This window comes from Rhodococcus sp. 05-339-2 (assembly GCF_002258965.1).
Lineage (GTDB): Bacteria > Actinomycetota > Actinomycetes > Mycobacteriales > Mycobacteriaceae > Rhodococcoides.
This window is the reverse complement of record NZ_NOYW01000016.1, coordinates 140,566-162,558: the sequence shown is the minus strand read 5'-3', so window position 1 is coordinate 162,558 and position 21,993 is coordinate 140,566. Positions and strand designations below refer to the sequence as shown.

Sequence of the window (21,993 nt, the reverse complement as noted above, 5' to 3'; positions counted from 1 at the left end):
GTCAGCCATGAGGAAGAGTCAGGCCGTCGACCAGCGCAGACAGAAGTAGGGACCATGACCGAAACCCCGAATCGACTCGAGCGCCGCAAGGCCCGCACGCGTGGAGCGTTGATCGAAGCGGCGCAGGGCTTCATCGCCCGCGGCGAACTGAACGCGCCGATCGCAGAGATCACCCAGGCCGCCGACGTGGGTATGGGGTCGTTCTACAACCACTTCGTCAGTCGAGAGCAGCTGTTCCAGTCGGCGGTCGACGGTGCCCTGGAGTTGCTGGGCGGCTACCTCGATTCGCTGACCGACGTCGACGCCGACCCCGCCGAGGCGTTCACTCGATCGTTTCGAATCTCCGGCCGACTCTTTCGCCTGCAACCAGAACTCAGCCGCGTGCTCATCCACTCCGGTCCCGAGTTGATCACCTCGCAGCACGGTCTCGGTCCACGTGCGGCGAGGGACATCGTCGCCGGAGTCGATGCGGGGTACTTCCGGGTCGAGGACATACAGCTGTCCTTGGCTCTGGTGGCAGGCGCATTGCTCGGTCTGGGCCAGCTACTGCTCGAGCAACCTGATCGTGACGACAACGAGGCCGTGGATCGAATGGCGTACAGCGTGCTGCTCGCGCTGGGAATGTCCGACGCCGATGCGCGTGACCTGTGCGCCCGGCCGCTCCCGCCGATGAGTGACGTTCCCAGCGTGGACGGTGAGAGCGCATAGCCCACGCGGCTACGGAACGTCAGCGTGCGTGTGTCTCCTCCAGATCCCGGATGATCTGCGCAACCCGACGGTCCCGGACGAGCCTGCGTTCCAGAATCGGGTTGAGCATTCCCCGGAACCAGAAGTACGGAGTCCACACGGCAGGGGCGATCAATCGTGCCCGACGGGTCCGGACCGCGTGTACGAGCAACTCGGCGGCTCGCTGAGACGGCAGGCGTCGGCTCAGCGGCCACGGAAGAAATCCTCCGATTCGCCGACCGATCGGATCGTCCTCGAGGGTGTGCCGTGCCAGATCGGTGTCCACCACTCCGAAGTACGCGAGACCGGCCGATGCGCCGACGGCAGCAAGTTCGATGCGCAGAGCGCGGCCCAGCTGTTCCACGGCCGCCTTGCTCACCATGTACGCGGACCCACCCATCCCGGGAGTGAATGCAGCGCAGGACGATACGAGCAGTATGTGTCCGCCGCTCGCGACGATCTCGTCGGCGGCGGCCCGCACGATGTTGAGGACGCCGCCGAAGTTCACCGCCATCACCGAGTCGAAGACGGCGCGGTCGATCGACCTGATGGTGGCCGGCGGCGGGGTGATCCCGGCATTGGCGATCACGATGTCGAGGCGGCCGAACCTGTCGATCGTTGCCGCGACGCAGTCCGCCATCGCTGCCGGATCGGTGACGTTACCGACGAGCAGAAGTGTCCTTTCCGTACCGGTCGGATCCGCGGGAAAATCTCGATCCACCACCGCGACAGACGCTCCCGCCGCGCGCAATCTCTCGACCGTCGCGGCTCCGATTCCACGGGCTCCGCCGGTGACCAGTGCCACCTTTCCCGCGAGTTCGATGGTGCCGCTCATGCGAGCTCCTTGCTGGTCGCGAGCATCGGATCTACCTCGGAAAGCGCGCTGCGGCAGTGATAATGACGCAGTTCGATGGTGGACATACGCCGGGTGAAATTGCGTACCGAACCGGGCCAGTACGTCACGTTGCGTCCGGACGGGCTCAAGTAGTAACTGCTGCATCCTCCCGAGTTCCACACCGATCCCGCAAGACGCTCGTCGGTGTGATCCGCGAATTCGATCTGTGCCCGCATGCTGACCTCTAGGGCCGCCAGTGCGTTGTCGTCCATCGCGCGCAGTGCCGCAAGGATGTAGTTCACCTGAGCCTCGATGGTGACCACCTGGGAGGTGTACACCACCGAGTTGGGGCCGAGAAGCATGAAGAAATTCGGGAAGCCGTGCACCGTGGTGCCCCGGTACGACGACATTTCCCCTTTGGGCCAGTGGTCCGCCAACGACTTTCCGTCACGACCGACGATCCGCCGGAAGCCGGTGTGGCCGGACACGGTGAATCCCGTCCCGAGGACGATGGCATCGACCTGGTGCACGGTCCCGTCGGTGGTGACGATGCCCTCGGGCACGATCCGCGCGATGCTCGTGGTTTCGACGGTGACGTTCTCACGGCACAGGGCGGGGTAGAACTTGTTCGAGAACGTCGGTCGCTTGCAACCGAATTCGTAACCAGGTGTGAGCTTCTCGCGAAGTACAGGGTCCTTCACCTGACGACGGAGATGCGCGCGCCCCAATGCCGTCAGCGGTGCGAGCAACGATCGATGGCCGATGAGTCCGGGAACCAACGCTTCCTGGAACAGATCGAACGTGCGGCGCATCGCCCGCTGGGCCCGGGGGAACTTCCTGAGCAGGGACCTGCCGGATTCGGAGATCGGCCGGTCGGGATGCGGAAGGATCCATGTCGGTGTCCGCTGGAACAGCGTCAGGTGCGCGGCCTCGGGGGCCAGACGCGGAACGAACTGCACCGCGGATGCTCCGGTGCCGATGACGGCGAGACGTCGGCCCTGGGCGGAGTGCTGATGGTCCCACTTCGCCGAGTGGAACACGGTGCCCGAGAACGATTCCAGTCCTTCGATGTCGGGAGTTGCCGGTTCACTGAACGGGCCGAGTGCTCCGATGAGGATGCGCGCAGACCATGTTCCCTCGCTCGTCCGCACCACCCACTGGGCCTGTTCGTCGTTCCACGTCGCGTCGAGTACCTCGTGCCCGAAACGGATGCGATCGCGGATACCGAAACGATCGGTGCAATCGTTGAGATACGCCTCGATCTCGGGCTGAAGCGGGTAGAGCCGCGTCCAGTCGGGGTTGGGTGCGAACGAGAACGAATACAGCGCCGACGGAATATCGCACTGCGCACCGGGATAGGTGTTCACGTGCCACGTTCCACCGACCGCCGTATCGCGCTCGAAGATCAGAAAGTCGCTGCGGCCTTCCTGCTCGAGCCTGATCGCGGCCCCGAGGCCACCGAAGCCCGCGCCGATGATCGCGACGTCGGTGTGCGGTACGGGCGTGGCACTGTCGAATGGTGTTGCAGGCATGAGGGTATGGGCTCCTTCTACAGATCGAGGACGAGAGCTTCGCCGTCGACGGCAGCGCGCGAGACACACAGGGTGAGTGAGTTCTCGCGTTCGGACGGGCTCAGGACGCGATCTCGGTGCTCGACGCGTCCGGCGACGAGACCGACGACGCACGCTCCGCAGAAGCCTTGCCGACACGAGAACGGCTGATCCGGCCTGGACCGGCGGAGTGCGTCGAGAGCGGTCTCCTGCGCACCGACCTCGATGGTGTCTCCCGAACGATCGAGCTGTAACACGAACGGCATGCCGTCGACCACCGCTGCAGGCGCGAACAACTCGGTGTGGAATTCACGAACGGCCGTACTGGCGAGGGACTCGTCGCGGAGCCTGCCCGACAGCGCCGCGGGCCCGCAGACGTACATCGCGGAGTTGCCCATCCCGAGATCGACGATGTCCTCCGGAACCGGAAATCCGTCGATATCATCGGTTTTGACGATCACATGCCCGCGCGAGGTCAGTGCCAACTGCTGCAGTAGGGCAACGAACGGCAGTCTCGCTCGAGAGCGACCGTGGTAGTACAGCGTCCACCGCGCCCCGTCCCGGACGGCGCGTTCGATCATCGCCCGGATGGGGGTGATGCCGATTCCGGCGGCCACGAAGAGGTAATGCTCGGCCTCCGCCATCGGAAAGGCATTGCGGGGCCCTCGAACTCGCAGGACATCGCCTCGTGAGAGCGCGTGGATCTCGGTGGACGCTCTACCGCCGGGGATCTTGCGGACGCTGATGCGGTAGTGATCACCTGACCCGGGTCGACCGGCGAGTGAGTACTGCCGCACCGAACCGGACGGAGTGGTGACGTCGATGTGAGCTCCGGGTTGCCATGTCGGTAGTGGTGCACCGTCCCTGCGCGACAGCAGCAGCGAGCGAACGTCCTCGGCCTCGTCGATCGTATCGTCGACGACGGTCTCGAATTCGTATCCGACGCTTCGTCGGGGCCGCGCCGGAGACAGGGCCGTCACGATCGGCGAATCGGTGACGAGCCTGGCGTAGAAACGGGACGCGGCACCGATGGCGCGAAGTCCCCGTCCCGGTGCCGTCACGGTGATCTCGCCGAGATGGCTGTGCACCGGAGGCACTGTGGTCGTCACTGCTGGGCCGCCAGCGCCGCGGGGGAGACTGCCAGGTACTGCACGGCCTTGTCGATGTCGCCCATCTTCGAGGGGTGGAAGCCGGGACGGATGTACAGGGCGAGCTGCACGAACAGGAACGACAGGCCCGGTATCAGGTGCTTGCGTGACGCTCGTGCGAACGCGATCGGCCACGGGGCGCGCAGCCGCCGCGTACCGGTTCGTGGCGTGGCGACCGAATTCCGGTACAGGTACGCGGCGGTACTGAACCACAACACGGCCAACCCAGCGCTGGCGATCACCGCGGTTCGGGCGCGGCGGAATGCGCCACCGTCGACGTACTGGAACGCATCGAATGCGACATTGCGGTGTTCGAGTTCTTCCGCTCCGTGCCAACGCAGCAGATCCAGCATCGTCGGGTCGACGCCGATGCGGTCGAATTCGGCATTGTCGAGCAGCCACTCGCCTACCACTGCGGTGAAATGCTCTGCTGCTGCATAGATTCCGAGGCGCTCGTTGAGCCATGCTTTGCCTGCGCGGCCGGTGAGGCCGTGATCGCCGAACACCACACCCACGGCGAAGCGGATGCGCTGCAGAATCGGTTCGATGTCCACTCCGTGCGCGACGAGGTAGGTGCGGAAGCTTTCGTGAGAGGACGCGTGTGTGGCTTCCTGGCCGACGAATCCCACGACTTCCTCGTGCAGTCTGCGGTCGTCGATGTACGGCAGCGCGCGGGCGAACACGTCCGCCATCGCTCGTTCTCCCTCGGGCAGAACCAGGTGCATGACGTTCCAGAAGTGGGTGGCGTACCACTCGTGGGGGATGTACTGGAGTGGAACTCCGGACCAGTCGAATGTCACCGCGCGCGCCACTATCGCGTAGGACTCGTCCGTGTACTGCTCGTCCGAGTCGCCCGCCTTGTTCCGAGACATTCGAAACTCCGTTTCTTCGAGATCGTGCTGCTGCTGCCAGTGATGCTACATAGCAACATATTATGTTGCAATGTTGCACAGAATCGACGGTGGACGGCCGATAGGATCAAGCGATGCATCCAGATGGGGACGACGGGCCGATTCTCGATGCCGCCTTGGAACTGTTCGGTGAGGTCGGAATTCCTCGAACCACCATCGGCGACGTCGCGAAGCGCGCCAAGATCAATCGCGTGACCGTCTATCGCCGCATCGGATCGAAGGACGAACTCGTTCGGGCCGTCATGGCGCGGGAGTCGTCGCGGCTGTTCGCGGCGGTGGCAGCTGCGGCTGCCGAACAGAGGTCACGTGCGGATCGGGCGGCACACGGATTCGCCACGACCATCGACTCGGTGCGAACGAACCCTGTGCTCTTGAAGATGTTCGACTCCGAGAGCTCGCTGGTGCTCGAGCAATTGACCACCAACGCATCGGCACTGCTCGTGACCGCGATCAACGCTGCCACGCACATCACCAGGGGTGAACTGGAATCGGACACCTTCGCCGTGCCGGACGCACCGGAAATTGTTGTGCGCGTGGTCCACTCGATCCTACTGACACCCTCGGCCGCCGCCCCGCTCGATACCTACGACGAGCTGCTCGCGTTCGCGCACCGCAACATCGTGCCGTTGCTGGTCAGCGGAGACCACCGCAGCGAATAGTTCAGACCGCCCTCTGCCGGGACGAACTTGTCGTATGCGGTCACAGGAACGACTCCTCGTCGACGTTGGTGACCTCGTCGGGGTCGGGCTGGCGTTGGTCGAGCAGGATCTGTGCCTTCTCGGGGTCCCGCATCGCTCGGCGGAGGCGGTGATGGCGGTATTCGGGCCGCCGGACCAGTACACCTTCAGAACCGGACGGTTACCCAAAATCTTCACCAGAGCTACGGGTTTCGGGATCGCGGCAAGACCGTCGACGGTCATGATCGGTTGCTTTGACCCGGACTGCGACTTCGAAGTCGAGCCAGTGTCGAACATGCCGCCGTTGCGCGAGGCCGACCAGCGTTCGACATCGCGATCACCGACGAGCGCGGATAGGTCCGACAGTGTGGTCTTGTCCTTGATTCCGCCGCCGTACCAATGGAAATTCGCCGTATCCTGGAAATCGCTTGACCCCATCCTGGCCCCACACCTTCCGAGCCTGGGAGAGGTTCTGCACGATCGTCATCATGCAGATGTCCCGCGAGCCGAGGTGGGAATAATAGTAGGGTGCTTTCGCGAACTCCACGTGTGGGTCGTGGCCATCGCGGCTGTTCGAGGTGAACAACGCCGGGCCCGGCGCGGTGCGCAGATCGGCGATCGCCATCGCGGCCGTCTTACCCTTGTGGGGCTGCCAGGGCGAACATCATGTCCTCCCACAACGTGAACACCTTCTGGTTGGCTTGGACCGTGCGGCCGACTATGCCCCCGATGTAGGCGTCGTCCAGCTTGTCCCGGTCGGCGAGATCCGCACGCAGCGACTTCGCGCGGTCGCGGGCGTGCTTGCCCGTCACCCCGGACAGGTTCGACGTTGAGCTCATCAGATGAGCCTTGGCACCGACATCGTTCTTACCGCCGCGTGCCGCCCGAGCGGCCGCACCGACGCCGGCGGGACCGGAGTCGACGATCCCCGCCATCACCAAGATCAATGTCGACACTGTTGGCCAGGTGAGTTACCCGCCGACGACGGAGAACAGTGCCTCGAACGGATTGCCTGGGATCGACTCGCCGGCGCCGGCGCCCGCGCCGGCGAACGCGTGCCGAGCCACAGCGACCCGTATCCGAGGGCGATCGGCACGATCACCAGCGAGATCGCGATCAGCAGCACCATCGACGAGGATGCGCCGGTACCTTTGGCGGTCGGTCTCTTGGTCACCATGCGTCCACGCCACCCTCGATGGCCGCGTCGACGCCGCGGTCGATCTCGATGACTTGCGCGACCCGGTCGGTGATGTCGATGACCGAACCCGACGACCGCTTCTGACGCGGTGTCTCATGGAGCAGGTCGACCAGCCTCAGGGGTGCGACGTCGGCGGAGGTGTCTGAACAAGACGACGACACCACGATGCCCGTGCAACGGCGGCTGCACGGGCATCGTGGACGAACTGCTGACGGATGTCAGTGCAGAACGACGACCTTCGTCGATCGAACCGACGTCGACACCGTGATCGTGGGCTTGCTGGACTTGCTTCCCGGGCTCAGCTTGATGGTCTGTATCCCGCACTTCGCCGAGGTCTTGCCGCTGCTCAAGCAGCCGGATGTGGATGTGATGGCGCGGAACAGCTCTTCCGCGTTGCCCTTCACGTATCCAGTGCGAGATTTCGCGTCGGGCCCCGGTGCCTGCTTCGCGAGGAGAACCAACCGTTCAGGGCTATCGACCGACCCCGCCGAGACGGAAGGGATCGACGCCCAGAATTCCGCCGCAACGGCCTCCGCACTCTGCGGCCCCACGAAGTTCAACTTCTCGATGCCCTGGGCCACTACCCATTGGATGACGCCCTCCACGACGGTCTTGTAGATCCAGGTTACCGTCGACTTGACCTGTTGTGCGCTCGGTCTCTGGACGGGGATGGGCGCGTCCGCCCGGTGGAGATCGGTACGGACGATCTCACTTTGGATCGGGGCGGCATGCACAACCTCCGCACCCGCCGTAGTCGGGCCACTGATCACAACAGCTCCGGCAAGTGCCAGACCGGCGAAACCCTTGGCTGCTCGATTGGTATTCATGATGGGGTGTCCTTTCGTCGAGATAATCGGCGAATCACGCCCGGTCCGACCTTGTGTCAGTCCGTGGAATAACTATGTACTGGCCGCGAATAGACGCGCAATAGATAGTCATTAATACCGGGCAAGTGCCCAAAATTTGAAGTGGTAGGCAGATGCACCTTTTTAAAATTTAGGGCACTTGCCTGATTCTTTCAGAATGTCGGCTCGAGACTCTGGCGAGCAACGACAGAACGGTATATACCTATTCGCTATGAACCAATCTGAGCGTCGCAGCAGGATCGCCTACCAGGTCGCACTTCAGAGGGTCGGCGACTATGGGTTCCGAGCCGCTATGACGCGGCTGGGAGCGTTGGTCGTCCTTGCGGTGACCTTGGGGTTCAGCAGTCCGCCGTGGTTCGTCTGGCTGATTCTCGCGTTTGCGCTGTTCTCCACGTATCTATCGGTCAGTGACAACTTCTACACCGACAAGCCCGAGGACGTCACCCCGATCGACCCGATCGCTGCCAAGAGTCTGGCTTACTCGAACCGGACCCTCGGGCTGAACCGCCCCAATATTCCCGGCATCCTCGAAGCACTGAGCTACGTTCCGCTCGGCATACTCGGGCCTTGGCTCCTAGCCGACCAGCCCCCTGCTGTTCGGTTGGTGTGTGTCGCGGCCTCGTTGGTCTACGTCGGGAGCTGCCTCGGCGCGGTGTTCGGTGATCCCGCGTTCTACAATCCTGACGTCAGGATGCCGACCTTCATCGAGGGTGTGCGGGCGTCCGTCGGGCTGTTGAGTGCCGGCATAGCTGCTGCCGTCATCCTTCCCGCGCCCTGGAGCTCGGATGCGAGGTGGGCTGCTCTAGCACTGTGCGCCGCACTTATCGCGGTCCAGATCCGTCTCCGGGAGACGGACCGGGCATTCGTTCTCGCACGAGCATTTTCGGACAACGAGCAGATCGTCGGTCGTCAAGCGATCACGGCGTCACTGCACTCGAGGGTCGGTGCACCACTCGACGCACTGGCGCGGTACATCACCCGTAACAAGGATGCCGATCCAGATCTGCACGATCAATATCGGCTGCTGGTGGGTGGCTATCGGGAAGTGCTCGAACAGGACAGCGAAGCCGATCTCGACATCGAGTGGCCTGGCGTCCTGGCGGGTCAGTTGCAGCAACTCCTGGGTTCGCGGGGCATCGACATGACCTTCACGCATCCGGAGGACCCGCTTTCTCGGTGGGACCGCTACACCGCGACGCTGGTGCTCGCCGACTTCGCTCAAAATGCGGTGAAGGCCAATGCCACCGCGTGCACTGTGTCCTTGGGATTCGACGCGAACACGATGGTGTACACGGCCACTTCGATCGACAACGGCGACCCGATCAACGCGGATGCGTGGATGCGGGAGGGCGGCGGGCTCGTGCGACTCGATGCCAGACTGAGGGAGCGCGGCGGGCGGATTTCCTACCGGACTCTCGACGACGGGTGGAAAGAGGTAATGGGTCACTGGCAGTCGTCGAGAGACTGATAAATCGGATAATTAGCAAGGGGGAGTCATCATGGTTCGAGTTCTGCTGGTAGAGGATCACATAGCATTCGATCGTCAATTCAATGACATATTCGGTGAGACCGGAACTGTCGACAAATTCGAGAACTACGAAAGTCTGTCGGAATCAAATATGTCCGGTTGGGACTATGCTTTCGTCGACTTCGAGCTCGGGCCCGGTGAAGATGGAACTGCTGCGACCGGGTTTTCGGTGTTGGAATATCTGCGTGCCCATAGTCCGGAAACCAAAGTTATCGGTTTTACCGCCCTGACCGAAAATTCGCGCCCGCTGTTCGCCATGGCGGCGCACCATTGGTTCGGAGCGTGGGCGGTTCGGGAAAAGCGCGGATGTACAGACGAGATCCTCATCGCGATCCGCGACGAGGGTCGCAACCCGACTTCCGAGCTCATCGCGAAACTTCTGCGCGAGGAGTCCTGGCGGATCGATCAACTGTTCCCGGAAGCAAACGCTCTGGCCCTGTGGAGAGTATGGACCGAGCATCGCGGAGTGGCGCGAGTCATTGCGTCTGCTTTCGGTCACTTCAACAAGAACCAGGTCGAGGCGTTCAGCGCAAAGGCCTATGCCGCAGTTCTTGGTATTCGCGAGAAGGTGAAGGTGCTGTACGGCCAGAATCGCCGTCCGGGTATCCCGACCGGGGGCGGCCGAAACGACAACAAGGGCGTCACTCTCTCGTTCGTTCAGGAGAACTCGGAGTTCTTCTTCGCCCCCGACCTGCAGACAACCCTAACCAGAGTCAAACCGTGGGACTCTCCTGCATCCGCCCCGGCCGGCACGGATGGGGGCTGATCGTGCGCTCGACCTGTGCGCTCTACGTCGATACCGGGTACCTACTGGCGTCCGCTGCCAAACGCGTCACCGGTACCTCGCTTCGCAGTGGAATCCACGTCGACTACGCATCCCTGATCGCGTCGTTGATCGGCATTGCCGAAGCCCAATCAGGGCTACCGGCCCTCCGAGTGCACTGGTACGACTCCGCCCGCCACGGCGTGCCCGACGCCCAGCAGGAGCGCATCGGTGAACTGTCGAAGGTCAAACTCCGACTCGGGCGGTTCGGTGTGAATGGGGAGCAGAAGGGTGTCGATCTGCGCATCGGTCTCGATCTCGTCGCACATGCTCGAAACGACGCGTCGGACGTGTTCTTCCTCGTTTCGGGGGACGACGACCTCACCGAAGCCGTAGAGGAAGCACAGGCACACGGTGTGCAGGTCGTGCTGCTGGCGGTTCCCACCACAGCGGGAGCACCGCACGCGGTGAGTCGGCATCTCATGCGAGCTGCAGACGAACTCGACACAATCGACGGTGACATCGTCGATGCTGCCGTGACCAAGATCGAGCGACGATCACCGCCAGCACCCGCGATCCCGGCACCCACAGCCCCGAATGATCGCTCCTCGCGTGCTCGTCCGACTCCGCTCGACATCGTGACTTGTTCAGGACGCAACACCGCCGCACCTCGGCCCGCTCCGTCGCCCCACGCGCCGGTTCCCGCGTACAGCGGATCGACCGGGCAACCTTCATGGATTGCACCCAGTTACGAGGAGCAAACTGCGCAGGACGACCTCATCGAAAAGGTGGTGGTCAACGTCCTGGACTCGGTCCTGAACAGCAACACCCAGGACGAAGTGCGCGAACTCGAACGCGCACGTCCGTCCATCCCGCCGGACATCGACCGCGCGCTACTGCGCGACGCGTCCGATGCGTTGGGCGTCGACGACCTCGACGCGAACATCCGCCACCGCCTCCGCGCGTGCTTCTGGCGGAAGTACGAAGGATCGGTGAGTGGATGAGGCCGTAGGCGTGGATCATGAAGGGACCAATCGGTCCGGGCTGTGACCCGCGGCCTGGAACGACCACGAGGATGAGCGTGACTGGTGATTCAAAGCACTACGAGGCGATACTACGTGCAGCTCAAGCCATGGATACCGTATCGGCGATGTTCTGGAAGCTCAGCGCTACACGTCTACACGGTCCCCGTGGTGCAGCACGATTGAACGAGCCGGCGTTCACCGAGCTTCTCCTACTTCTACTCGAAGGCCACCAGGTACTTCAGCAATACCAGTTCACGGGTGGGCAAGAATCCGCAGTTGGTGCCGATTGGGAGTGGTGGATCGGAGCAGACGACCTCGGGTGGAGGTGCGCTCGTATTCAAGCCAAACGTGTTTTCCCCAGAATCGACACTGCGTCTCGACCTATTCCTGACGGTGTACCGCTTTACAAACAGCTCGACCATACCGTCGGGCGTACAGGCGGCCCGCTTCAAATGGATGTTCTCATCAATGGCGCTAACCTCGGCGTCGATCCGGATACGAAGAAGCCGGACCGTGATCTTGTTGGAGTGCTCGACCCGTACTACGTCTTTTTCAATGGATGGCCTGAACGAACCTTCTCCAGAGAGTCAATTAGTGACGTCGATGTGGCACAGGCCGATGAGCTACGCGTTGCTATCAATGCCATGATTCGCACGGATCAACCGGCCTGGGGTGATTGGGCGGTTCGCCGGTTGCAACACCAAATGTTCTGCGGTACCTGCCCGCCACCTCCCGGGCGCGTGACAAAGCAACACGAGAACGCGGCACCTGTAACCCACTTATCCAGGCTAACGCGCGAACAACTTCAATACTGGGGTGTCAGTGCGATGCCAGCCCTCACCGTCCGCAACGAGTATCGACGTACCTCGGACGTATCTGTTATGCCGTACCTCGCACAGTCTCTCCCTTTGTCGACCATATTGTTCGACCAATGGATGGTTCTGAGCCACCAGCTCGGCCCTGACCGCCGTGTCCGAAGTGCGCTACCACCATATGCCGACGCAGTACGAAACTTTGGTGGAGGAGAGGACGGCGTCGCAAATGCCCTCGGGTGGTTGTCGAACTTCGACGAACAGCGCGGGTTTGGGGTCAGCCGCGTCGCGGTCACAGACATCGGTATATACACGAATCAGCAGCAGGTCCGTCGATAAAGTAAGCATTCTTTGCTCTGCCTCCGATCGCTCTAAAGAGGTCCCGGGCGGAGTCGCCGATTGAGGCGCTTCAGACGATGCCTCTAGCTGCGAAAAAACGTATCGTAGGTGAAGAATTTCACCCTACGGTCCACGCAACGACCTCCGACAGCCGAACGCGCACCACCTTGTCTTAGCCATGCTGATCGTCCGACGTAACGGTCATATGCATGTAGTCGAAATCAGGCTCTGGGGACATCGTTCCGTTATAACCCGAGGTGATGCCCAGCTGGTTTGTCGCCCAAACCCAAAAGTCTTCGTGCGAGGTTGTGTGTCCGTGCACGTCACCCGCAGCCGTCCGAAGCTCCAGTTGGATGGATTCTTCAGCCTCGGTGGTATCACCTACGAGCTGACGAAGGAGCGGACCGATACCTGTCATGCGCCCATTCTGCCAATTCAGGGTCTTTGCCGACCCAAGAATGTTCACTCGAACGATTTGGAGTGCAGGTGACGGCGGGTCGACCGCATCTCGTAGATGTGCAGTCGACCCACCGTACCGACCGTGATCGGCTTTCGCTATGCGCCCTCTACTTCTGCCCGGTTCCGTTACAGGCGGAGCAGTTTACCCAGTTGCCAAAATCGCTGTGTCCGCCGGATCCGCCGCAACGCGGGCACGTTGCTCGCAACCGAAATGTGTTGAAGATTGCCATCTTTAGCTCCAATCATGAGATGCATGCTGAAGTAGCTACATAAGCATCCTGGGTTCCTTGCGCACCATCCGTCGTTTGATCGACACTGCTCACTCGGCCTGCGCGGGAGCGATTGTGATCGAGCGGGCCACGGCAGCTACCGCGGTGAACTCACGGTTCCTGTGTGGTGGAGGTCGACGTTTACCGACCGAGGGTCGTGGACGTTTGCCGCCGGATGCTGTTCGACTGCGATGCGTCTACGACTGACAAGGTCGTCAACAGCGTTGATTCGCAAACCATTTCGGGGTCCGCCGGTGTGAGGTTCGAATTGCTCGACGCGCCATCCTTGCACCTGGTCGCGTTCTGGCACCGGATCGGCCCGGTGAGAGCTACCCACCGGGCCGGTTTTCCCAAGGGGAGGGTGAAACTTGACGCAGGGTTTGCAAGGCCGTGGACGACTTTCCGATCGACGCGTGCGCCAAGCTTCGCGAAAGTATCTCGGGGATCCCGTCGCCGCCGGTCTATTGGAAAGTCAAAGTCAATCGTTGGCGCGGAGCAGTCTATGAAGACGCCGACGGGCAGGCGTGGCTTATCGCTGCTGGCACTCGGACAGCGGGATCTCGAAAAGACTTCTACAAGCAGTTCATGAGCTTGTCGAAGCACGCGGACATGAGTACCTTCTACCCACGGTACAAGACAAGACTCTGGAAGCGCGCGAGCTGGCCGAAGACGACCTCATTGAGTGGGAGCTTGAAATAGTTCGAGACTCGGTGAGCTGTGTTCACTCAGCGCGTAGTTCGGGCGACCTGATCACGAAGACCGTTGCAGACCCGAGCGGCAAGGCCCTCTGCATGATTTCTGTTATGTATGTGCGGGCGGAAGACGGCATGCCGCACGAGTTGCTTGTGGAAATCACCCCGTTGAGCTGGGCTGTGCCTGGATTGCTCGAATGGGCAGAGCAAATAGTACTGGCGTCCATTTGTCCACGCGAAAGCCGCTGGGGATCAACGTTTTCGGCAACTCGAATTCACTCAATCGACGTAGACAGTACTGAAGAGTTAGACGGCATTTGTCGTGGGGAGCTGTCGGCAGACCATCCGGGAAGAATGGAGCCGGGCACGCTCGCCCACGTCGTCCATACCTATCGGCTAACGGAGAGCATCGTGGATGGCGACCCGGTTCAAGGGGTCTGTGGCCAGTGGTTCGTGCCCCGTCAGGACCATGTCTCCATGCCACTGTGTGACGTATGTCGAACCGTCGGCGAAGTTTCGGTATCGCCGCTGCTGTCTCGAACACATAGGGCGACGCCCTTCTCTGTTCCGCTCGGAGCGAATTGCTGGCGTCAGAATTTCTACGAAACGCCGGGCCGGAGCTGCGGTACTTGCGACGGACCAGCGACAATAGGATGGTGTCGATCCCGGTCTCTGAGCAGCGCAAGTTGCATCAACGTTCCGGTAATCGATGTGCATTCGCAGGTTGCAGGAGAGTGCTGACCGCCGCCGCAACCCCGCACAACAGGATGGCAGTCCTTTGCGAAGACGCGCACATCGTGGCCGAAAGCCCGGCCGGCCCGCGTGGGGATTCGCCATTGACGCGCGCCGAGCGCAACCGGTACGAAAATTTGATTCTGCTGTGTAACTACCACCATCAACAGATCGACTCTCAGCCCGAGTCATTTCCCGTGGAGCTGCTCCATCAGTGGAAGGCCGACCACGAGGAGTGGGTCGAGGCGGTGCTGGCTGGTGAAGCCGCGCCTACCGCGCTGACTGCAGCTACCCCGTATGTACTTCTGGGACAGGAGAAGTACCTCGACATCGCGGCCGAGGCATCCGAGCAACGCCGCCGGCAAAGGCGTCTCGGGGCGGGACTGGAAGGCGCTCAGGTTGAGCGATCCCTGACCCAGCACATTGCGATCCCAACTGGTCTGCAAGCGCTGGCAGCCGGAGACTCTTGTGTCTTGGTCGGCCCTTTGGGGTCGGGCAAGTCGGATATGGCAGAAGAATGGCACCGCGCATCGCTCGTCACCGCGCGTAAGGACTCGTCGGCTCCAGCGCCTGTCTGGCTCAGCTCAGGGTCCCTCAACAAAACGATCGAGGACTTTATTGTCCGCGAGATCGGCGCCGAAGCACTCGCGGCTCAGGGTGTCGATGTGGTCGTCGATGGCCTCGACGAGCACACCGAGGACGCAGCCACTTTGCTTCTAGAGTCGCGGTCTTTCGTTGACCGTTGGCCGAAATCGCGGGTAGCACTCACCGCTCGGGCCATCGACAAGGGCTCACCCGTTCGCGAGGTGGCCGCACCCCTTCTTGAGGTCGGTCATGCCAATCGGTTGATGGCGACCGTTGCGGGCCAGCAACTACCACCGCTGAACGATCAGCTCGCGGAGGCTGCTCGACGCCCTCTGTTCGCGCTCCTAATCGCCCGACACGCCTCAGCGGCGGAAGGGGCAACCGGCATTCCGGAACTTGTCGACCGTGTGGTCGATGATGTTGTCGAACGCGAGGGCTTCGACCTCTACGCCGAACTGAGACGTTTGGCGGTCGAGACCATTCGCGACGGTAAGCCGATCGACCCCGCCAGATTCACCACGACGCAGATCGCCGCCCGTATACGGGGGTCGTCGCTGGTCACCCGGACAGGGCGGACGTGCGGGTTTTCGCTTGCGACCTTCGAACAGTGGTTCGCCGCCAAAGCGATCATCGAAGAAGAAGTCGACCTCGACGAGGAGCTGACCTCGCTCGAGACATTCGATCAGTGGAAATACGTTCTGGCTATCGTGCTGGCCGCGTCGGAGCCCGTCCGGGCCGACGCCGTGATGGGCAAGCTCGTCCGGTGGAATCCTGGCGCCGCAGCATGGGTCATCAAAGAAACTCATGCTGGAGGGCTTGCACGCACGAATCCCGACTACAACTCGGAGGATTGGGCCAGAATCGGTACCCGTCTGCGATTTGCTGCGGAGGCATGGATGGGGGGATTGGGACCGCTCGCCCTCGCGACAACTCCGGCGCAATTCACTGGCACGGTTAGTTTGGAGCGGATCGCGCTTGCGGTCGACGTGCAGGCATGGTCTCTGCGGATCTCGTGGCTTGTCCGGGATGAGCTGCCGGGTCGACCGCTTGACAAGGTCATCTCACTCGCCGGCACCTCACCCTTTGCTCTCGATCGATCTATCTCGATGAGAACTCACGCCATCACGACCGGACCCAACTGGGTCTGGGAAACGATGCGAGACCACCTTGGCGCTGATTTCGGCGATCGGCTCGGGCTGGTTGCTGATCGGGTGGCGACCCAGCATGCCGGGGTTCTACGCGACGAGTTCAACGACATGGTCCGATCGAAAATCCGATCTCCGAAAGGCGAGTCGACGAGCCCGACGCCTTCGCTGTACCCGGCACCAGATTTGCCCCCATATCCTGGAGCGCCATGGGGGCAATACAGTCCAAAAACAATCTTGGCCCGCGCCGAGGCGGTCGCCGCCGCAGCTATGCGGTGCTATCTCGAGCTGACGGCCCTCCTCGCTCCGAATTTCGGAGACACACTCGGTGTCCGAGGTCTGATGCCCGTCGAGTTCTACGGAGACGTGCACTACACGGCATCCGACGCAGATGATCCCGACAGTTGGGGTCCCCCGGAACCAGGTTTGGCATGGCTGATGAGGCCAATCAGTCGTCATGGGACAGCGCCGTCGGATTGCAGTTCCATAGAGAACGCGGTGTCGCTCACACTCAATGACAAGACCCGTACCACAGAGCTGCGTCACAACCGCGACGAGCTCTACACCTGGCACAAGAAGCGGATTCTCGATCGACCTGCTTATGAACCGTTCGCGGCGTCCTTCTCGACACACTTCGGTAACTTTGATGTCCTCGGCGACAGACCCGCAACCGCACTGGCACTTGGGTGGCTGTGGGCTGACCTCGTACGCCTTGGTTGGGTGAAGGGCATGGCACCCAGGTTCCATAGGTAGCGTTCCGGCCCGCAGTTTCTCGTACGCCATGCGGCGTAATTGCGTGCCGTCATGACCTCGTAGGTGGTTGTACAGCCGCCCACTGGGGTTGCTGTAATCAACGCAAGTCGAATGATCACGAAAACCACTACCTATCATATTTTTTACGACAAGCAATAGCTTGAAAAGCTTGTTATGCACAGCAGTTTCAGTCAAACTGACGCGATTCTGTCGGTACTCGACCCCGCTCTGACTGAAAATGCAACGCGGTTTGGGCGGACTCGTGTCAGTGGCAGGGCCCCGGCTCGTGCCGTGCACTCGAGCAGCTGCCTGCACCTGCGCGCGCATGCGATCGTCGAGGTGGCTCACGACGATGATGTGCTGGACGTTCGATTGGCGGCCTCGGTGACGATGGACTGGCGGGTGGCCGGAAACGGCCGCGCACCATCGGAATTGCCCGATGCCGTTCGCGCGTACGAGATACCGGCGGGAACTGGCTACGTTTGGTTCGGTGGGGAGGCCGCAGCAGCTAGAGCTGTACGCAATTACTTGCGCGGTGACATCGGCATACCCGCGAAACGGCTGGCCATCGTCGGCTACTGGCGTGACGACAAAGAGGCATGGCTCGAACGCTATGAGCGCGTTGCCGATTCACTGATCGACGACTACGACCGAATCGCGGCCACCGGAATCGGCGAGGCCGAGGCCGAGCTCCACTGGGACGAAATCCTCGAGCGCGCCGGTTTGTAGCAACGCGGACTGGAGTCAGGGCGTTCGATCGTACGAATCGAGGACCCGAAACAGCGCGTCTCGCAGTTCGGCCCGATTGCCACCCGGCGTAGGCCTGGCGATCTCGTGCAGGGTGTAGCCGTCGATCAGGGCCAGGAAATGTCGAGCCGGTAGGTGTGGTTCGGCGATCCCGAATGCCCCCAACGCCGCTTCGGCCGCCTCCTCGATCATCCGCATGATTCGGTGCACCGAATCCGCCAGCTCGGGCCGTCTACGCACGGCGAGGTACGCCTCGAACTGGACGAGGGAGTCGTCGTCCTCGGGGGAGGACAGCAACGAGACGAGGTCCATGATCGCGTCGGCCAGATCGTCGCGAGTGAGCCCGCCTGCGTTCGCGACGTCCAGTAGAGCCGTGACCTTCGCCGTCACGTTCTCGGCGATACGAGTGATTGCGGCATCGATGAGTTCGCCGACCGAGCCGAAGAAATAGCTGGTGGTCGACGGCGGGAAGCCGGCGGTTTCGGCCACGGACCGAAACGAGACGCGTTCGAGTCCGCGTGTTCCGATCACGCCGATGGCCGCGTCGACCAGCGCGTCGCGGCGCTCCCGGCCGCGCGCGTATCGAGTCTTCCGGCGCTCTTCGGTCATGGCCGCAACGTTAGTCGGAGTGCTGTCTTCCACCTCCATCGCTGTGCTCTCCAGCAGGCACTTTTCGTCAATCCTGGCCGGATGGCCAATATTGGGTTACTGTCGCCGCTACATCGAACAGCCCGGAAAGGAGTACCCATGACCGAGATGTCGCAGGCCCCGCACGTGGACGTAGTGGTCGTCGGCGCAGGACTCGCGGGTCTGACCGCCGCCAGGGAACTGACGGCCGCAGGATTGACCGTGCAGGTCCTCGAGGCCAGGAACCGGGTGGGTGGGCGCACGGTCAACCACGCACTCGGTGAGAACTCGGTCGTCGAGACCGGCGGGCAGTTCGTGGGTCCGACGCAGGACCATGTCCTCCGCCTGGCCGCATCGGTGGGCGTCGGGACGTTCCCCGCGTACGACACCGGATCGAGCATGTACGTCAAGAACGGAAACGCTCGACGCTTCGACGGCGGGGTGCCGCCGGATCTGGCGGCGCTACCCGACGTCGGTGTGCTCGTGGCGCGAATCGATCGGGCTGCCAACCAAATCCCCGTCGACCGACCGTGGTCGGCACCCCGAGCACGCGAGTGGGACACCCAGACTCTCGCCACCTGGGCCCGGAGGCACTCGGCCACCGCCGGTGGCGTGGAACTGCTCGACATCCTGCTCGGTTCGGTGTTCGGTGGCACGTCCGCCGACGCATCGGCGCTCTTCGGCCTGGCGTACGTAGCCGGGGCGGGAAACGAGTACACCCCCGGTACCGTCGATCGGTTGATGAGTGTCGCCGGTGGAGCACAACAGTGGAGATTCCTCGGTGGCTCACAGGCGATCTGCATCGAAATTACGAAGCAGCTCGGTGACGCCGTCCGGCTCGACACCCCGGTTCGACGTGTGGAGCAGCATCCGGATCGCGTGGTGGTGTGCAGCGACACCGAATCATGGATCGCTCGATCGGCGGTCGTCGCGATTCCGCCCGTTCTGGCCACCCGAATCGATTGGAGCCCTGCGCTTCCCGCACCCCAGGAGGCGTTGTTCCAGCGAATGAACTTCGGGGGCCTGGCCAAGTGCGAGGCCGTGTACCCCGAACCGTTCTGGCGCGCGAGCGGGCTGTCGGGCCAAGCGCTCTTTCGCGACAGCGACGTACCGGTGTCCTCGATGTTCGACAACTCACCCCCCGACGGAAGCCAAGGAGTGCTGATGGGATTCGTCGGCACCTGGGGTGCACGCCACCGCGGCGGCCGGAACTGGTCGGACGGCACCGACGCCGAGCGACGCGGCGAGGTGCTGCGCGCCTTCGCTTCCGCCGTCGGGCCGCGCGCGCTCGAACCGACGGAATGGATCGAGCTCGACTGGACTCGCGAGCACTGGACCCGCGGCGGGCCCACCGCCGTTCTTGCCCCCGGAGTGCTGACCGAACTCGGCCGGTGGCGAGACACTGCGTTCGGCCGAGTGCAGTGGGCTGGAGCCGAACACTCCGACTACTGGAACGGGTACATGGACGGGGCTGTGCGATCGGGTGAAAACGCAGCAGCAGCAATACTTTCGACCGAAGGAGAACTCTCGTGGAACAACGCTTCGTAGTCTCGGCCCATCGCACCCTCTCGGTGAGCCCCGAGGAAGTGTGGGCATTGACCGCCGACACCGGTCGGTACGCAGAGTGGGTCACCGACGTCCGGTCGGTCATCGCTCATCATGGCACCGCACGCACAGGTGGTGTGTACACGGAGGAGGTGGCGACGCTCGGCCGCTTCACCACTCACGCCACATGGACCGTCCGGGAGCTGGAACCGAACCGACTGCGAATCGATTCGGGTCAGGGTTTCGCGCCACTCGTCAACGTGGCGAACGTCTTTCGCTTCGCGCCGCTCGCCGGCGGTACCTCCACCGCGATGACCTTCGAATTCTGGTTCGATGTTGCACCGAGCTGGATGGGGCGTGTGGTGCGGCCCATCGCGACCGCCGGGATGTCCGCGCGATTCGACGTCTCGATGTGCAACCTCGAGGCGCTGATCCTCTCCGAGCGAACCGCGACGATCCGATGAGAGCACCGGCGGAGGTCCTCACCCTGGGGGTGCACATACTCGACACTCTGGTGCGGCCGGTGACCGAGATTCCCGACGGTCAGGCGGCGGTCCTGGCGGAGCAGATCGCGATGTCGGCCGCGGGTACGGCCGCGGGAACGGCACTGGTGCTGTCCCGACTGGGTGCCGCGGTACACACCGCGGGAGTGGTCGGTGGTGATTCGGCAGGCACGTTCCTACTGCAGCTCCTCATCGACGACGGAGTGGACGTCTCCCTCGTTCACCGCATGGACGGGGTCCAGACCTCGGCATCGGTACTGCCGATCAGGCCGGACGGATCCCGGCCGGCTCTGCACGTGATCGGAGCCAACGGCTATCTGGCTCAGCATGTTCCGTGGAACATGTTTCACAACGTCGACTTCCTGCATCTCGGGGGGCCCGAGTTCTACGGACCGGACACCGCGCGCGACATCGCGCGCCGCGCCCACGAGGACGGTGTCGTCGTCACCGTGGACAGCCTGGCCCCGTCCGGTCCGGAAGGGCTCGGTGCGTTCGCGGCCGCGCTGCCCCATGTGGACTACCTGTTGCCCAACGACGAGCAGGTCCTCGGCTGGACCGGCTGCGCCACTGTCGAGGGCGGGTGTCGTCGACTGCTCGAGCTCGGAGCGTCCTGCGTGGTGGCCACCGCGGGCGCGTCGCCCACTCTCGTCGTCACGACCGACAGTGTCGTCGAGGTCCCCGCGTTCTCCGTGGACGTGGTGGACACCAGCGGATGCGGAGATGCATTCTCGGCCGGGTTCGTTCGCGGCCTGTCCCTGAGCATGAACGTCGTCGAGGCAGCCGAACTCGGCAATGCGACCGCGGCTCAGGTTGCGCAGGGACTCGGTACCGATTTCGGCACCTACGACCTCGAGTACGTTCGGACGTTCGCACGCACCTGCCGGACTGTCTGATGTCGGTCGACGTGGAGGAGCTACGGCAGTCCGTCGCCGAGACCGCCCGGCAACTGGGCCGCAAGGGCCTGGTTCTCGGCACCGCAGGCAATGTCAGCGCACGCGCGGGTGATGTGGTGGCGGTGACGGCGACCGGGCTGGTGTTGGCGGACGCGACGATCGAGGACGTCACGCTCGTCGGTACGGACGGAATCGTCCGCGCAGGACCAGGTGAACCGACCTCGGAACTGGGTCTGCACCTCGGCATCTACGCGTCGTCCGAGGTTCGTGCCGTCGTGCATGCGCATTCCTCGGCGGCCGTTGCACTGTCGCTCGTCGCGGACGAACTGCCGCCCGTTCACTACGCGCAGCTGTCCCTCGGCGGCAGGGTTCCGGTGGTGCCGTTCGCGCCGTTCGGTACGGCCGAGCTCGCCGACCTGGTGGTGACCGCGATGCGCTCGAGGTCGGCGGTGATCATGGCCCATCACGGATCGGTGGCCACCGGTCACGATCTCGCGGCCGCACTGTCGAACATCGAACTGCTCGAATGGCTGTGCGGGGTGTATCTGTCCGCTGCCGCAGTGGCGACGCCACGCGCCATGACCGACGCGCAGTTGGCGGCGACCCTCGACGAGGTGGTGCGACGGTCGTACGGCACCACCGCGCGGCGCGCAGAGGACTGACCG

Annotated in this window: 23 protein-coding genes and 1 pseudogene; 13 read left to right on the top strand and 11 right to left on the bottom strand. The window is 62.9% G+C overall.

The features are described 5' to 3' along the window. The first annotated feature begins 54 nt into the window (after nucleotides 1–54). Entirely contained in the window at nucleotides 55–708 is a 654-nt protein-coding gene (locus CH273_RS14375) for a TetR/AcrR family transcriptional regulator (RefSeq protein WP_032395478.1), read from the top strand. 19 nt (nucleotides 709–727) lie between these two features. On the opposite strand, the gene CH273_RS14370 is transcribed toward CH273_RS14375, so the two are convergent. Genes CH273_RS14370 through CH273_RS14355 form a run of 4 tightly spaced genes read right to left on the bottom strand, consistent with a single transcriptional unit; the run spans nucleotide 728 to nucleotide 5,131 of the window. Further along, the gene (locus CH273_RS14370; RefSeq protein ID WP_032395477.1) at nucleotides 728–1,561 is read right to left on the bottom strand and encodes an SDR family NAD(P)-dependent oxidoreductase; all 834 of its coding nucleotides are present in this window, start codon (nucleotides 1,559–1,561) and stop codon (nucleotides 728–730) included. Then, on the bottom strand, nucleotides 1,558–3,093 hold the full coding sequence (locus CH273_RS14365) for a flavin-containing monooxygenase (protein ID WP_032395476.1): 1,536 nt from the start codon (nucleotides 3,091–3,093) through the stop codon (nucleotides 1,558–1,560). Before CH273_RS14365 ends, CH273_RS14370 begins: the two co-directional genes overlap by 4 nt. Before the next feature lie 17 nt (nucleotides 3,094–3,110). Beyond that, a complete protein-coding gene (locus tag CH273_RS14360; RefSeq protein WP_052049524.1) occupies nucleotides 3,111–4,199 on the bottom strand; it encodes a PDR/VanB family oxidoreductase in 1,089 nt (362 codons plus the stop codon). A gap of 17 nt (nucleotides 4,200–4,216) precedes the next feature. Next, the gene (locus CH273_RS14355) at nucleotides 4,217–5,131 is read right to left on the bottom strand and encodes a metal-dependent hydrolase (RefSeq protein WP_032395475.1); all 915 of its coding nucleotides are present in this window, start codon (nucleotides 5,129–5,131) and stop codon (nucleotides 4,217–4,219) included. A gap of 113 nt (nucleotides 5,132–5,244) precedes the next feature. Between CH273_RS14355 and CH273_RS14350 the strand changes: the two genes are divergently transcribed. Then, nucleotides 5,245–5,829, top strand: a complete 585-nt coding sequence (locus tag CH273_RS14350; RefSeq protein ID WP_032395474.1) for a TetR/AcrR family transcriptional regulator — start codon at nucleotides 5,245–5,247, stop codon at nucleotides 5,827–5,829. Between the two features lie 240 nt (nucleotides 5,830–6,069). Here CH273_RS14350 and CH273_RS28480 read toward each other — a convergent pair. The 5 genes and pseudogenes from CH273_RS28480 to CH273_RS14320 all read right to left on the bottom strand — a co-directional run. Beyond that, nucleotides 6,070–6,285, bottom strand: a pseudogene (locus CH273_RS28480) (TraM recognition domain-containing protein); the annotation flags it as partial. Next, the gene (locus CH273_RS28475; protein WP_032395473.1) at nucleotides 6,185–6,472 is read right to left on the bottom strand and encodes a TraM recognition domain-containing protein; all 288 of its coding nucleotides are present in this window, start codon (nucleotides 6,470–6,472) and stop codon (nucleotides 6,185–6,187) included. The pseudogene CH273_RS28480 and the gene CH273_RS28475, both read right to left, overlap by 101 nt. 10 nt (nucleotides 6,473–6,482) lie before the next feature. Further along, nucleotides 6,483–6,803, bottom strand: a complete 321-nt coding sequence (locus CH273_RS14335) for a hypothetical protein (protein WP_143546238.1) — start codon at nucleotides 6,801–6,803, stop codon at nucleotides 6,483–6,485. 214 nt (nucleotides 6,804–7,017) lie between these two features. After that, nucleotides 7,018–7,206: a hypothetical protein gene (locus CH273_RS14325; RefSeq protein ID WP_032395470.1), complete on the bottom strand. Its 189-nt coding sequence runs from the start codon at nucleotides 7,204–7,206 to the stop codon at nucleotides 7,018–7,020. A gap of 57 nt (nucleotides 7,207–7,263) precedes the next feature. Next, nucleotides 7,264–7,872, bottom strand: a complete 609-nt coding sequence (locus CH273_RS14320; RefSeq protein ID WP_032395469.1) for a hypothetical protein — start codon at nucleotides 7,870–7,872, stop codon at nucleotides 7,264–7,266. Between the two features lie 331 nt (nucleotides 7,873–8,203). Here CH273_RS14320 and CH273_RS14315 point away from each other — a divergent pair, with 331 nt between their 5' ends. The 4 genes from CH273_RS14315 (at nucleotide 8,204) to CH273_RS27395 (ending at nucleotide 12,378) form a co-directional block, all read left to right on the top strand. Further along, nucleotides 8,204–9,379, top strand: a complete 1,176-nt coding sequence (locus CH273_RS14315) for a sensor histidine kinase (RefSeq protein ID WP_143546237.1) — start codon at nucleotides 8,204–8,206, stop codon at nucleotides 9,377–9,379. A 31-nt stretch (nucleotides 9,380–9,410) separates the two neighbouring features. Next, nucleotides 9,411–10,205 carry a response regulator gene (locus CH273_RS27400; protein ID WP_032395467.1) on the top strand — a complete coding sequence of 265 codons (795 nt, stop codon included), beginning with the start codon at nucleotides 9,411–9,413 and terminating at the stop codon, nucleotides 10,203–10,205. A 2-nt stretch (nucleotides 10,206–10,207) separates the two neighbouring features. Further along, nucleotides 10,208–11,206, top strand: coding sequence for an NYN domain-containing protein (locus tag CH273_RS14310; RefSeq protein WP_179275500.1), 999 nt, complete (start codon nucleotides 10,208–10,210; stop codon nucleotides 11,204–11,206). A 77-nt stretch (nucleotides 11,207–11,283) separates the two neighbouring features. Next, a complete protein-coding gene (locus CH273_RS27395; RefSeq protein WP_218829576.1) occupies nucleotides 11,284–12,378 on the top strand; it encodes a hypothetical protein in 1,095 nt (364 codons plus the stop codon). Between the two features lie 172 nt (nucleotides 12,379–12,550). Here CH273_RS27395 and CH273_RS14300 read toward each other — a convergent pair whose 3' ends face one another. Continuing rightward, nucleotides 12,551–12,796 (bottom strand): hypothetical protein, encoded by a 246-nt coding sequence (locus CH273_RS14300; protein WP_143546235.1) that lies wholly within the window; start codon nucleotides 12,794–12,796, stop codon nucleotides 12,551–12,553. Nucleotides 12,797–13,897: 1,101 nt separating this feature from the next. On the opposite strand from CH273_RS14300, the gene CH273_RS28470 reads away from it, so the two are divergent. From CH273_RS28470 to CH273_RS14285, 3 genes are all read left to right on the top strand, one after another. After that, a complete protein-coding gene (locus CH273_RS28470; RefSeq protein WP_371828370.1) occupies nucleotides 13,898–14,539 on the top strand; it encodes a DUF3039 domain-containing protein in 642 nt (213 codons plus the stop codon). Beyond that, nucleotides 14,533–17,013, top strand: a complete 2,481-nt coding sequence (locus CH273_RS14290) for an NACHT domain-containing protein (RefSeq protein ID WP_052049522.1) — start codon at nucleotides 14,533–14,535, stop codon at nucleotides 17,011–17,013. The genes CH273_RS28470 and CH273_RS14290 overlap by 7 nt, the downstream gene beginning before the upstream one ends. A gap of 291 nt (nucleotides 17,014–17,304) precedes the next feature. Further along, on the top strand, nucleotides 17,305–17,742 hold the full coding sequence (locus CH273_RS14285) for a siderophore-interacting protein (RefSeq protein ID WP_052049520.1): 438 nt from the start codon (nucleotides 17,305–17,307) through the stop codon (nucleotides 17,740–17,742). Between the two features lie 15 nt (nucleotides 17,743–17,757). Here the strand turns inward: CH273_RS14285 and CH273_RS14280 are convergent, their stop codons facing one another. Next, nucleotides 17,758–18,369, bottom strand: a complete 612-nt coding sequence (locus tag CH273_RS14280; protein ID WP_052049562.1) for a TetR/AcrR family transcriptional regulator — start codon at nucleotides 18,367–18,369, stop codon at nucleotides 17,758–17,760. Nucleotides 18,370–18,507: 138 nt separating this feature from the next. On the opposite strand from CH273_RS14280, the gene CH273_RS14275 reads away from it, so the two are divergent. The 4 genes from CH273_RS14275 to CH273_RS14260 are packed head-to-tail and all read left to right on the top strand — an operon-like array spanning nucleotide 18,508 to nucleotide 21,990. After that, entirely contained in the window at nucleotides 18,508–19,935 is a 1,428-nt protein-coding gene (locus CH273_RS14275; protein WP_094638015.1) for a flavin monoamine oxidase family protein, read from the top strand. Next, nucleotides 19,917–20,396 (top strand): SRPBCC family protein, encoded by a 480-nt coding sequence (locus CH273_RS14270; protein WP_032395463.1) that lies wholly within the window; start codon nucleotides 19,917–19,919, stop codon nucleotides 20,394–20,396. Before CH273_RS14275 ends, CH273_RS14270 begins: the two co-directional genes overlap by 19 nt. Beyond that, nucleotides 20,393–21,328 (top strand): carbohydrate kinase family protein, encoded by a 936-nt coding sequence (locus CH273_RS14265; protein ID WP_032395462.1) that lies wholly within the window; start codon nucleotides 20,393–20,395, stop codon nucleotides 21,326–21,328. Before CH273_RS14270 ends, CH273_RS14265 begins: the two co-directional genes overlap by 4 nt. Next, a complete protein-coding gene (locus CH273_RS14260; RefSeq protein WP_032395461.1) occupies nucleotides 21,328–21,990 on the top strand; it encodes a class II aldolase/adducin family protein in 663 nt (220 codons plus the stop codon). The genes CH273_RS14265 and CH273_RS14260 overlap by 1 nt, the downstream gene beginning before the upstream one ends. Nucleotides 21,991–21,993 lie beyond the last annotated feature (3 nt).